Raw genomic sequence first — 12,679 nt, forward strand, 5'->3', positions numbered from 1 at the left:
AATGTCCTATGCTGTTTATACCCTTCAGGCGGCAAGGAGTTGCTGTGAATTGTAAAATAAAACCGGCTGTACTTTTTTCCTGAGGAAAAGGCACAGCCGGTCACGGGACAACCTTCTTACTCCGGGCACACCCGGAAGCAGCAATTACAGCTTGGCGATCGTCTCGGTAAGAACCGGTACAATCTGAGATTTACGGGACACTACACCCTTCAGCACAGCCTTGTTATCATCCAGCTTCACATTGTAAGCCTGCTCCACAGCGCCGGCTACGCGTCCCAGGGCGAGGCCCACAGAATCGTTGTTCAGGATGTCGGTAACCACGAACAGGAACAGATCCAGTCCCTTGTCATCAATAATCGCGGTAAGCGCCGCTTCCAGCTCCGGCTGCTTGGACAGGACATCATTCACATCCACAGCGTTAACCTGGGCAATCTCCACCTTATATTCACCCATTTTGAATTCCTTGGCATCCAGAGAGATCAGTTGGGCAATGCTCTTGTCGCTCAGGTCTGCACCGGCTTTGAGCATGTCCAGGCCATAGCTCTCGGCATCCACTCCGGCAATGACGGCCAGCTCACGCGCAGCAGCCACATCCTGCTCCGTGCAGGTCGGCGATTTGAACAGCAAGGAATCGGAAATGATAGCGGACAGCATCAGACCGGCGATGTTCTTGGGAATGGCCACGCCATTCTCTTTGTACAGCTTGTTCAGAATGGTAGCCGTACAGCCGACTGGCTCAGCCCGGTAATATAGCGGATAAGCAGTCTCGAAGTTCGCAATCCGGTGATGATCAATCACCTCAACCACACGGACCTGATCGATATCATTCGCACTTTGCTGGCGTTCATTATGGTCAACCAGAATCACTTGTTCAGCTTCTGCAGCAACGTTCTCCACCAGACGCGGCGCTTCTACCCCGAAGTGATCGAGGGCGAACTGAGTCTCTCCGCTGATGTCTCCAAGCCGGACCGGCTCAGCATCCCAGCCCAGTTCCTTCTTCAGTGCCGCATAAGCAATGGCCGAGCAGATCGTATCTGTATCCGGGTTTTTGTGACCAAAGATCAAAGTTTTTGTCATTTCCAATCTCCTTACTATGTTTTTGTGAGAATAATATACCATACATTGATAGAAACCTGCCAGAGACCCGTAAATATCCGGCCTGGGTTAACTCTTGGTATGCTCCTGCACTGCCTCTACAGGTTGACCCCGCTTCGTCTTCGGCAGCGCCTCAGGCGCATTCTCCCCGTATAAAGGCTCGTTATCCGAGAACAGATCCGGGTTCTCTCTGAGCATATCACTCAAGATACGCGTAGTCTCTACAGTGCCGCAGAGCATAACCGCCGCATCGCCGAAGCTGCCCCTGCGCAGCGCCCCGCCGTCCTCCAGCACGGATTCCACCTTCCAGAAATGCTGCGACCAGGACAGTCCGCAGTGTCTGCGCGAAGGCACCGCGATCTCCCTGCCTTCAGGCGTCACGGTACAGAGCGCCTCATGCCCGTCCGTCATCCGGCCGGGAATATCCACCCACTCTTCAATGCCGTGAATGAATGTATTTCTCCGCAGATCCACACCAAGCAGCATAATCTCCGCTTCCCGGTCCAGCAGCTTGCCATAGACCGAACCGCGTGCACAGGGCGTATCCCAGCGCTCATCTCCGGCCGTGAACACCGCCGCATCCCTGCCTAGCGCCGCCACCGAATGCGTAGGATGCCAGGAACGGATCACGCCCGGCCGCTTGCGGAACAGCTCCGGCAGAATCCCTACGCAGGCGGGCGACTCCAGCACAGAGAAGCGCGGATTCTGCCCGTCGATATAAGACCAGGTATGCGTGGGCAGGACCAGCAGTCCCTCCTTCATATATTCAGAGAGAACATCCAGTACGGTATCCGCTCCCCCTTCCACTTCACCGATGCTTTTGAGCGAGGAATGGACCAGCAGTGTCCCCTGCGGATCGATCCCCATCCTCTCCAGTTGCTTCATCAGACTTGATCTGGTGTGCATGATTAACCCCGCTTTCCTGAATAATAAATACCATCCTTGAAATACACCTTGCAAAATTACTCATTTACTATTAAAATTATAGTAACTTAATATTAATAAGTAATTTGCGGCTTTTATATAACCAACAACCTAAATTTCAGGAGGTATTCCCATGAGTTTAACATTAAAAGGACTTCACCATGTATCTGCCATTACCGCAAAAGCACCGGAAAACTACAAATTCTATACAGAAGTGCTCGGACTCCGCTTGATTAAGAAGACCGTCAACCAGGATGATGTATCTGTCTATCACCTGTTCTACGGGGATGAGACCGGGAATCCCGGCACGGAGCTTACCTTCTTCGAGCTGCCTAACGCAGGGCGTAACCGCGACGGCAACAACAGCATCTCCGCACTCTCCCTGCGTGTTCCCGGGGATGATGCCCTGCTCTTCTGGACACAGCGCTTCACGGTGTTCGGTGTAGAGCATGAGGAAATCACCGAGCGCGGCGGCCGGAAGACGCTGGCCTTCACCGACCATGAGGGCCAGCGCCTCATCCTCGTCTCAGATGAGCATAACGAGGGCATGCCCGGCGGCAAGCCGTGGGCCAAGAGCCCGGTTCCTGCCGAGTATGCCATTGTCGGACTGGGACCGGCACATCTGACCGTCGAGACCGCTGAGCATACGGCCCTGATTCTGGAGGACCTGCTCGGCTTCCGCCGCGCAGGCAGTTATCCTTCTCCGGTAGCGGGCCAGCCGGATATCCTCGTGTTCGAGACCGGTGAAGGCGGCTCCGGTACGGAGATCCATCTGGAGGAGCGCAGCGATCTTCCGCAGGAGCGCCTGGGACGGGGCGGCGTGCATCATGTAGCCTTCCGTGTCGATAACGAAGAGGAGCTGAAGCAGTGGATTGAACGCATCCGCAGCGTACAGCTCCCGAACTCGGGCTTTGTGGACCGCTTCTACTTCCGCTCCCTGTACTTCCGCGAGCCGAACGGTATTCTGTTCGAGCTGGCAACGGACGGACCGGGCTTCGCCACAGATGAGGAAGTCGAGCATCTGGGCGAGGCGCTGGCCCTGCCGCCGTTCCTGGAAGCAAAGCGCGAACAGATTGAGGCCCACCTGAAGCCGCTGGACACCCGCCCGCAAGTCTAACGTTATTGACTTAGTGAATTAGTTCAGCTGAATTGCACATGAAGAAACTCCGGCTGACTTACAAGCCGGAGTTTCTTTTTAGGTTAGCCAAGCCTGCATAGCAGCTTAACTGTACTGGCTCAGATCAGCTCTCCGACCAGGTGATCGTGAAGAGGTTGAAGCCGGGCCGGGCCGTGGAAGCTTTGCCTGTAATGGATACAGGACTTGTCCCGCCGAGTCTGCCCGAAATTTTTACATTGCTGGCGGATACCGACTCCGAGGCATTATCCAGATTTTTAATCCGCGCATATTCACTGTACACGAAGCCCATGATCTCCAGTGTCTCCTGCGTGGAATACGTGAACGCCACCTTCTTCTGGCCGTTAGCATCCGTATCCAGAGTAATCGCAATTAGGGCGTCCTGGGGAATCGGAAAATCCTTAGGCAGATTAACCGGTCTGGCCGTTCCCTCCACTACTGGAGCAGGAGTTGTATTCCCCCCGCCGGTAGAGGTTCCCGGTGCAGGAGTCGGAGCAGGAATATTTGCGCTGCCTTCTCCAATTCTCACTTTATAGTTGACCGAGTCATAATTGATAGGCACCTTCAGCACCGTGGCGATCGATTGGACCGGCAGGTAGGTGAGACCTTCATAGGTAATTGGAGTCAGGGTTTTGCCGTTGCCGTCTTTCATCCAAAAAGGATTACCATCCACCACAATACCCAGGCTATGGTTCAGATAAGCCTTAATCTGCTGCAGCTTGGTGCCCGCATACACTCCTGCCGAGCCTGTTACCGTCATGCCGGTGACCACCGCGGCAATCAGCCATTTTTTTTTCATAATATCCTCTCCCGTATGTTGTTGTTAAAATAGTAGAAACTTTGCGTCCCTATATATTTAACACGGAAGCGAAACTTTCAACCTGCCTGCCGCCGTTTATTCCGCTTACGCGCGGTTCACGATCTCCACCAGCTCGTCCAGACTGCGGATTTCATAGGTAGGAAGGTTCTCAGGATCACCGGACTTGCCCAGCGGATTGAACCAGCATGTATCGATGCCATAGTTGTTCCCGCCCCGGATATCCGAGGTCAGGGAGTCTCCGACGATTAGCACCTTGCGTCTATCGGACAGCTTAAGCTTAGCAAAAGCATAATCAAAAATCCCCGTCTCCGGCTTCTGGTAGCCCGTCTCCTCCGATACAATCACCGCCTCGAATACCTCGCTGAGCGGGGAACCCTTAATCCGGGCATGCTGCACATCGCTGATTCCGTTCGTAATCACTGCCAGCCGGCACCCGGTAAGCTCACCGCAGAGCTCGGCAGCCCCCTGAATCAGGAAGGTACCCTCCCCGAGAAAGCGCAGGTACGCTTCACTGAATTCCTCCGGCTTGAAGGTGAGCTGACGGGCGGCAAACAGGCGGTTGAACCGTTCCACCCGCAGGGCGGCAGAGGTGATTAAGCCTTGCTCGAAATCCTTCCATAAGGCATGGTTAATCTCCTGGTAGCTGGCTGCATACTCCTGCGCGCCTGTCGGCAGCCCGAAGTGGGCAAAGGCATGGCTCAAGGCGTGGCTCTCGGCCATTCCATAATCGAACAGTGTATCATCAGCATCAAATAGGATACATTCGTATTTCATCTTTTCCTCCATCTCGCTTATGTAGTTCGACAACATACATCCTTCTGCGATATAATTTGGGATAGGCCTTAAAAAAATCAACGGGGTGATTGTCATTTTATACGGTTTAGCTTTTCTCGTGTCATTTTTTATCGTTTATCTGCTGATTCCTCCTCTGGGCAGGCTCGCTTTCCGGCTGGATTTCGTGGACAGGCCGAGGGAAGATGTTGAACGCAAAATCCATAGGGAACCCATCCCGCTAACGGCAAGCTATGCCATATTCGTAGGTTTTTTCATTACATATCTGCTCTTCGCACGTGAATTCACCCTGGAGACGCTCGCCCTGTTCATTGGCGGTGTGCTTCTGCTGACTATAGGAACCATCGATGACTGGTACAAAACCAAAGGCAAGGATTTCCCGGCCCTGCCCAAATTCATCGTACAGATTGCCGCCGCCGTTCTGGTGTTCTTTTCCGGCAATGCGTTTACCGGCTTCATTAATCCGTTCTCAGGTGATTATATCTCACTGCCGTTCATTTTGCAGTTCCTGCTGACGATCATCTGGATCTTCGGCGTCACTACGGTCATTAATTTCTCGGACGGCATGGACGGTCTGGCCGGCGGACTTACAGCGATCTCAGCAGTAACCCTGTTCGTAGTCGCACTTACGATGGGCCAATCCACTTCAGCCTTCATGGCAGTTTCGCTGATCGGGGTTACCCTGGCGTACTTGCGCTTCAACAGGGCTCCGGCCAAAATCTTCATGGGCGATGCCGGCGCCACCTTCCTCGGCTTCATTCTGGCAGTGATTGCGCTGGACGGCGCCTTCAAGCAGGCAACGGTGTTGTCGTTGTTCATTCCGATTCTCGCGCTGGGCGTACCGATCTTCGACAATATTTTTGTCGTCATCCGGCGCTTCCTGAAGGGACAAGCCATCTATCAGGCGGACGCCACTCAGGTTCATTACCGTCTGCTCAAGGCTGGTCTGAACCAGAGACAAGTGGTCGGCGTGCTCTATCTGGCCAGCATTTGCCTCTCCCTGTCGTCCATTATCCTGCTGCTGATCCAGACGTAGGCAGGCTGCTATTGCTATTATGAAAAGGGCTGCTCCCAAAGGTCATGAAATGGCTGATGGGGCAGCCTTTTTAGTTTGGGTGGACGCTGAGTGAACGGAATTGGTTACTTGGGAGAACCTTTTACTTGGAGTAGGATCATCGTAGGCGCTTTGGGTGGACACTCCGCGAACGGACCGTTGTTACACATGAAACGGTTACTTGGGCGTTTACTTGTGAGCAGGATCAGCGTAGACGCTTGGGTGGACGCTCCACGAACGGACCGTTGTTACAATCGCTGTTGTCTCCAGATTTTATTTATTTCCCTAATCGGTAAAAATCCGGAGACAAAGGCGAACGCTATCGCTTTTCCGCGGGTCGTTCCGTCCTCTCCGCTGTTTAAGCGGTATACGAAATAAAGACCCTGCCTACGCAAGCTCGCGCCTTGGCGCCTGCCCAATGTGTTCGGTTTTTCGCCTATATTTGGTCCACGCGCCTCCGTACTGCCCAATGTGTTCGGTTTTTTGCCTACATTTGGACCGGGCGCCTCCGTACTGCCCAATGTGGTCGGTTTTTCGCCTATATTTGGTCCACGTGTCTCCGTACTGCCCAATGTGGTCGGTTTTTCGCCTATATCTGGTCCACGCGCCTCCGTCACGCCCAATGTGGTCGGTTTTTCGCCTATATCTGGTCCACGCGCCTCCGTCACGCCCAATGTGGTCGGTTTTTCGCCTATATCTGGTCCACGCGCCTCCGTACTGCCCAATGTGGTCGGTTTTTCGCCTATATCTGGTCCACGCGCCTCCGTACTGCCCAGTGTATTCGGTTTTTGGCATACATTGGGCCGCGCACCCCCATCCGTCCCTATTTTGTGTTCGGTTTTTAACATACATCGAGCCCACGTACCCATATGCCGGGCTTCTCCGGCCTTAAGGCTCCTGCTCCTCCGTAAAGTCACGCAGCTGCGAGTAGATTCCGATGATCTCTGGCATCGGCATGCGGACCAGGCCGCTGGAGGAAGGGGCGACGAACTCGCGGACTCCGTCCACCACCGGAGCAATGCCTTCCTGGAAGCCCCATGAGGCTGTAGTTCTGCGGCTGAATTCTGTGTACACGCCCTTGCCGACAAAGCAGGCAATCTCCGGGCGGTATTCCTCCAGCTTGGCCCGCAGGAGTTCACGGCCCCTGGCGTACTCCTCCCGGGTGATATCTTCAGCGCCTACGGTGGGGCGGGCAACGATGTTGGTGAAGCCGTATCCCAGCTTCAGCAGTTCCCCGTCCTGGGAGGCCTCGTATAACCGCGGCGTCAGCCCGGACTTATGCAGTATGCGCCAGAAGTTATTGCGCGGATTGGCATAATGATGACCCAGCTCGCCGGAGCGGATGCTGGGGTTGAACCCGATGAAGACAATCTGGAGTCCATGATCCAGATGATCCCGTACCTCTTCCATAAGGCTTCCCTCCTTAGCTGTCGTAGCTGGCAGGTCCATTTGAACCCTTACTTGCTATAATATAAGCATAACCCAAGCAGGCAGGTTAAGACACTCAGACGCTCTTGCTACCGCTATCCGAATAATAGATTTTGCAACGGAAGCAGCTGTAACCTCTTCTGCCGTCATGGATGCGGCAGAGCAAAGCCCCCGCACAGGAAATATTTCCGTGAGCGGGGGCCTTAAATCTGACTAGGATTAACATAGTATGACAATGACCTAAGGAAGAAGGGCCTTAAGCGCCGGTGCCACATCTTGCTCATGCAGCGAAATGTAATTAACTGTCCCGCCCTTATACTCGATCTTCACTACATATCTGCCCTCTTCGCGGGTGAAATCGCGCCGGTGCTCCAGAATACTATCAATCAGAGTCTTATCTGTAACCACCGCTGACCGCTTCTCGCTGCGGGCCAACTCCAGACGGGTGTCAGGATCGTAAATCAAACCCTGAGGGATTGCACTCTGGTGTATATCCCGGAACATTTCTGCGGACAAAACATCTGCTGCGGTAAGCTTGATTTTACCGGCATAGCCCTTCTGTTCCAGCCAAGCGGTCATCTCCTTGAAGGAAGGAAGCCATTCATACGTATAGAATAGCTGATAATCGGTCGAATCCGGCTTGTAGACCAAATTGATGGATGCTCTCGCCCGTTGATCAGAGACCTCATCTTCATAGGACATATTAAGAATTTCCCGTTTCAGAATTTCGTTGAACTCCTGTACATCCTGCGGGTCAGAAATACTTATGACCTTGTTCAAATTGCTTAGCCTGAAGCTCTCTACGTTCTCGTCCATCCGGGACAGAAGATACCGGTCACGTTTGTATTCCGCATGCTCCATGACCGCCTTCAGCTCCGGCTCAAAGCCCGCTGCCGGAATAATGTAGGTCCGCATCAGCTTCCGCCCGCTCTCCAGCCGGTAAGCAAACGTGAAACGCTTGCTCTCGCGATAATCATACCGACGGGTATTATGCTGCTGGTCCGGCTTCGAAGCTACGACAGCATGATGCAAGGCGGTTACAGCCTCGATGTATTTCCGGTCTGCGGAGAATATCTCATCCTCCCGTTCTTCCCGGGTAGTGATTCCTTGCGGATTCCGGGTTAATTCCCCGTAATTCCCTCCGGCAAATACTTCGGTTACTTTATCATTTCGCGGAACCCGGTTCTCATAACCCGTTAATTCGGACACGGGAACATAGAGCAGCAGGCCCAGCAGTACACCGTACACCACGAATTCCAGCGGCATTCTGCGGTTCAGAATATGCCAGGTTTTGCGGAGAATCATTTCAACTACGATATAGCCGATCACCCCTCCGGCAATGGCGCTGCCGATAATCCAGCCGGGCTGCTGCCTGATGCTACCGAAGTAGCTGCTCGCCAGCAGCATGCTGCAGAGCATTACACCGCCTTTGAATAGCGGATTGAAGTAGGTGAAGGCCATCGCCTGAGTGGCTTTTTCGCTGTGGCGCTTACGGTACAGCACGAATGACAATACCATGAACACAGCAGACAAGAGGATATAGCTCCATATCTCTTTATTACTAAGAGGCTCATAGGAGATATTCATAATACGCAGTAACGGCGCCCAGTTTATCAGGGTCCCCCACAAGCTAGACCCTTCCGGATACCCGTACAGATATCTGTTCAAATGCATGTCGGTAAATTGCAGCAGTGCTGCTGGAAGAATTAACAGAATGAAGACCACTATTCCCTGCAGAATGGTCTGTCCTGTGCAAATACCTACAAAGATAGTAAAGACATACAGAAACAGCGTCAGCACACTGATAACCAGGCACCACTCCCAGACATCCGCGCCTTGATAGATATACATATTGCCGTCCAGCGGGCGGACGATAGCTGTAACCGCAGCCGTAAGCCAGACCGGCACAAGCAGCAGGATCAATCCGCTTACCGTATGGGAAGCCAGCAGGTGCGAGCGGCGCAGCGGGAGGCTGTGCCACAGATCCGAAGGCATTTTGGACTGCAGATAACGGAACAGGAACAATCCGGCCACAACCGGAAAAGCGATAAGGAACGGTGCGATATCCGCACCACCGATATTGAACAGATTGTCTACTGTATTTGGCTCCGCAAGCGGATTGCTCTCCATGAACATCTCCAGCGGGAGAACAAACAACAAGAGCAATGTATATAAAATTCCAATCCAGCCATGCTGGCGCAGGTTCTGGCGGATAATGCTGCTGTTAAAGAATAATCGGCTGCGCGTCATAACCGGCATCCCCCATTTCATAAATAAAGATTTCCTCCAGCGTCAGCGGCAGCAGATCAAATACATAAGGCTCGTAGACATGAAAAGCCTGGCTGATCCGCTCCCGGTCCCCTTTTACAATATACAGGCTGACACTTCCCCGCTGCTCCCGGTGGAGAATCTGCAGCTTGGCATCCAGTGCGGCCGCATGGCGTTCGTCGCGGAAAGCCACCTGAATCTTATGCGTGTCCGCCTTCAGATCATCCAGATCCTTCTCGACCAGCATCCGTCCCTCATGCATAATGCCGACATGGTCGCATAAATCCTCAATCTCCCGCAGGTTATGCGAGGAGATCAGCACCGTCAGCTCCCGCTCGGCGACCTCCTGGAACAGGAGATTCTTGATCTGCCGGCGCATCACCGGGTCCAGCCCGTCGATGGGCTCGTCCATGATCAGCACATCCGGCTTGCAGCTGAGGGCCAGCCAGACAGCAGCCTGGCGTTGCATCCCCTTGGAGAAACGGCTGAGCTTGCGCCGGGTGTCGAGCCGGAACATCGTCCCAAGCTCCTCGTACCTTTTCTGGCTCCAGCCCGGATATATAGAGCGGTAGAATGCCGCCATACTCTTAATGGTTGCCTGCGCGAAGAAATACGGACTATCCGGCATGAAGATCATTCTGCGCTTCACCTCCGGCGACTCATACACCGGCTGCCCGGCGAGCTTGACACTCCCCGCCTCAGGACGATAAATACCGGCGAGCGTCTTCAGCAGCGTTGTTTTGCCCGCCCCATTCGATCCCAGCAATCCGTAAATAGCGCCTTTATGTACAGTCAGCGAGATGTTATCAACAGCCTTTTCCTCCTGAAAAATCTTGCTGACTCCGCGAATCTCAATCATGGCTGTTCTCCTCTCTTCTCTTATCCAGCGCCTGGCGGTACAGCGCACTCATTTCACTTTCCGTAAAACCAAGGTATACCGCCTCTGCCATCAGACGCAGCAGCTCTTCCTTCAGCTCCGCCCGTTTGCTCTCATTCTGCCCCTGCTGCAGCGGGGCCACGAAGTTGCCCTTGCCCTGCTGTGAATAGATGTACCCTTCCCGCTCCAGCTCCCTGTAAGCCTTCTGGATCGTATTCGGGTTCACTGTGAGCTGCGAGGATAAAGTCCTCACCGAGGGCAGCTGTTCATCCGCCCGCAGAATACCATGCATAATCATCTCTTTGACCTTGTCGGTGAGCTGCTCATAGATCGGCTTGCGGCTGCGCACATCCAGTTCGAACATGACAGTCCTCCTTTCTTCGGATCTATGATCCGGCTGTTCAACTGTGTTAACTGTACTACTATTATTAATACAGTTGAGGATTAATGTCAATCATTAACTTTTACTTTGTCTATAAAAGACGCACTTAAGATTAGAATTCAAAGCCTGGTCGTCGCTGCGGTGAACATTTGGACTTCCGGCCGCTGTTGTATTTCGATTTCTTGATCGAACCGCTCTTCGCGGTAGAAATCCAAACTAAGCCTATGCTTCCGATGCGAGCTTTCCTGTGGAAAGCTTTCAGGCGGACGCTACCGCTCCTCCAGTTCCAAATTCTCCCCCCGCTTCTTTTTGCTTTTTGTTATTCTTTAGTGTGTCTTATAGAGTTTCAGCATGTCACGCAAATAACCCCCACCCTGCCTGTTGGACAGTTGGGGGTTATGATTGCTTAGTGGGACTATTCTATTGAACATGGACACTGCTGCTCCGCCGCTGTCTGCGTTCATCGCTGAACAGGGCAGCGCCTATACCCGGGAGCAGCAGGTAGCCTGCGAACTTATAGGTCTGACTGAACGCATCCACAGCCGCCTGCTGTTGTCTTATTACCCCGGCCCCCGCCTCTGTGCCTGCGGAATTCGCCGCGCTCAGCTCCCGGGTTGTATTGTGCTGGAGCACAGTGACGATGATGGCCACACCGAGCACACTTCCCAGCGCCTTCGCCATATTCGTCACCCCCGAGGCGATGCCGACCTTGTCTTCAGGAACAACCCGGATCGCCGATGACATCACAGGAGCCATTGAGAGCCCCACGCCGAAGCCGGTCAGTGCAAGCCGTAGCATCACCGCACCCAGCGTAGAATCAGCCTCAAGCCCGCTCATGGAATAGGTGGCAGCGCCAATCATCACCATTCCCGCTACGGCGAACAGACTGCTGCCATATTTCGCAGACAGCGGCCCGGATACAGCCGAGCTGGCGATGGAGCCTAAGGCCATGGTTGAGAGGACAAGCCCTGCCTTCAGCTCCGATACCCCCATCACCCGGGTCAGGTAAAAGGAGGTCAGCAGCGAAATATTCATCAGCGCCGCCCCCAGCACGATCATCGATACCGAGTTACTGTTGAAGGCTCTGATCTTCAGCAGGGACAGAGGCAGCATCGGTTCTTTCCCCTTATACTGCGTAAGAAAAAAGATCACCAGAAAGAGCAGCCCCACAGCCGTCAGACCCAGGAACGGGCGCGAGCTCCAGCCGTAATCCTGCACTTTAATCAGAGCATATGTAATGCAGAACATCCCTACCGTTATCCCCAGGATTCCGCCGTAATCTATGGATCGCCCTGCTGAATCATCCCGTGATTCCTGAATGAATATAGCGGTCAGCCCTATGCTCAGCAGCCCAAGCGGTACGTTCACAAAAAAAATCCACTCCCAGCTCAGCTTCTGTGTCAATATTCCGCCAAGCGCCGGACCGCTTGCAGCAGCCACTCCCGAGACGGCCCCCCATATGCCTATAATCAGTCCGTGCATTTCTTTGGGAAAGGTGGTGGTGCTCAGCGGAATCGTAACCGGCACAATAACGGCTCCCGCCAAGCCTTGAATAACCCTGAACAGAATCAGCATGCCAAGGGAAGTGGAGAGTCCGGCCAGCAGGGAACTCAGTGTGAACAGCCCCACGCCAATGAGAAACACCTTCTTCCGTCCGAATTGGTCGGCCAGACGCGAGGCAGTCAGGATGAACACGGCAAATGCCAGGTTATAGCCGTTCATCACCCAGGATACCTGCGACACACTTCCCCCGAACTGGCGGGTCATCTCCGGCAGGGCAATATTAATAATGGTCGTATCCAGCAGCGCCATGAAAAAGCCCAGCACAATCGCCGTAAAGGATAAAGCTCTGCGCATTCCAATCCCCATCTTGATCATCTCCTGAAATATGAAATAAAGTTCAT

The 12,679-nt window shown here is 53.6% G+C and carries 11 protein-coding genes; 2 read left to right on the top strand and 9 right to left on the bottom strand.

Features of this window, described 5'->3' with window-relative positions; all coding sequences use genetic code 11:
* Nucleotides 1–144: 144 nt before the first annotated feature.
* Together MKY64_RS22480 and MKY64_RS22485 are read right to left on the bottom strand one after the other, a co-directional pair.
* Nucleotides 145–1,077: a manganese-dependent inorganic pyrophosphatase gene (locus tag MKY64_RS22480; RefSeq protein WP_036723453.1), complete on the bottom strand. Its 933-nt coding sequence runs from the start codon at nucleotides 1,075–1,077 to the stop codon at nucleotides 145–147.
* Between the two features lie 87 nt (nucleotides 1,078–1,164).
* The gene (locus MKY64_RS22485; RefSeq protein ID WP_083684953.1) at nucleotides 1,165–2,001 is read right to left on the bottom strand and encodes an AAC(3) family N-acetyltransferase; all 837 of its coding nucleotides are present in this window, start codon (nucleotides 1,999–2,001) and stop codon (nucleotides 1,165–1,167) included.
* A 151-nt stretch (nucleotides 2,002–2,152) separates the two neighbouring features.
* Between MKY64_RS22485 and MKY64_RS22490 the strand changes: the two genes are divergently transcribed.
* Complete coding sequence (locus MKY64_RS22490; RefSeq protein ID WP_340955808.1) at nucleotides 2,153–3,136, top strand: ring-cleaving dioxygenase; 984 nt, start codon at nucleotides 2,153–2,155, stop codon at nucleotides 3,134–3,136.
* 124 nt (nucleotides 3,137–3,260) lie between these two features.
* On the opposite strand, the gene MKY64_RS22495 is transcribed toward MKY64_RS22490, so the two are convergent.
* The gene (locus MKY64_RS22495; RefSeq protein WP_076078959.1) at nucleotides 3,261–3,953 is read right to left on the bottom strand and encodes a hypothetical protein; all 693 of its coding nucleotides are present in this window, start codon (nucleotides 3,951–3,953) and stop codon (nucleotides 3,261–3,263) included.
* 105 nt (nucleotides 3,954–4,058) lie between these two features.
* Entirely contained in the window at nucleotides 4,059–4,748 is a 690-nt protein-coding gene (locus MKY64_RS22500; RefSeq protein WP_340955810.1) for a YjjG family noncanonical pyrimidine nucleotidase, read from the bottom strand.
* A gap of 94 nt (nucleotides 4,749–4,842) precedes the next feature.
* Between MKY64_RS22500 and MKY64_RS22505 the strand changes: the two genes are divergently transcribed.
* The gene (locus MKY64_RS22505) at nucleotides 4,843–5,802 is read left to right on the top strand and encodes an MraY family glycosyltransferase (RefSeq protein ID WP_445323362.1); all 960 of its coding nucleotides are present in this window, start codon (nucleotides 4,843–4,845) and stop codon (nucleotides 5,800–5,802) included.
* A gap of 906 nt (nucleotides 5,803–6,708) precedes the next feature.
* Here MKY64_RS22505 and MKY64_RS22510 read toward each other — a convergent pair.
* From MKY64_RS22510 to MKY64_RS22530, 5 genes are all read right to left on the bottom strand, one after another.
* Nucleotides 6,709–7,230 carry a mismatch-specific DNA-glycosylase gene (locus MKY64_RS22510; RefSeq protein ID WP_339253844.1) on the bottom strand — a complete coding sequence of 174 codons (522 nt, stop codon included), beginning with the start codon at nucleotides 7,228–7,230 and terminating at the stop codon, nucleotides 6,709–6,711.
* Nucleotides 7,231–7,488: 258 nt separating this feature from the next.
* Nucleotides 7,489–9,519, bottom strand: a complete 2,031-nt coding sequence (locus tag MKY64_RS22515; protein WP_340955814.1) for a YrzE family protein — start codon at nucleotides 9,517–9,519, stop codon at nucleotides 7,489–7,491.
* Complete coding sequence (locus tag MKY64_RS22520; RefSeq protein ID WP_036731456.1) at nucleotides 9,473–10,375, bottom strand: ABC transporter ATP-binding protein; 903 nt, start codon at nucleotides 10,373–10,375, stop codon at nucleotides 9,473–9,475. Before MKY64_RS22520 ends, MKY64_RS22515 begins: the two co-directional genes overlap by 47 nt.
* Entirely contained in the window at nucleotides 10,368–10,757 is a 390-nt protein-coding gene (locus tag MKY64_RS22525; protein ID WP_209877193.1) for a GntR family transcriptional regulator, read from the bottom strand. Before MKY64_RS22525 ends, MKY64_RS22520 begins: the two co-directional genes overlap by 8 nt.
* Nucleotides 10,758–11,195: 438 nt before the next feature.
* Nucleotides 11,196–12,644 carry an MFS transporter gene (locus tag MKY64_RS22530; protein ID WP_235192053.1) on the bottom strand — a complete coding sequence of 483 codons (1,449 nt, stop codon included), beginning with the start codon at nucleotides 12,642–12,644 and terminating at the stop codon, nucleotides 11,196–11,198.
* Between the last annotated feature and the right edge of the window lie 35 nt (nucleotides 12,645–12,679).

The organism is Paenibacillus sp. FSL R7-0210 (assembly GCF_038009085.1).
Lineage (GTDB): Bacteria > Bacillota > Bacilli > Paenibacillales > Paenibacillaceae > Paenibacillus_AQ > Paenibacillus_AQ silagei.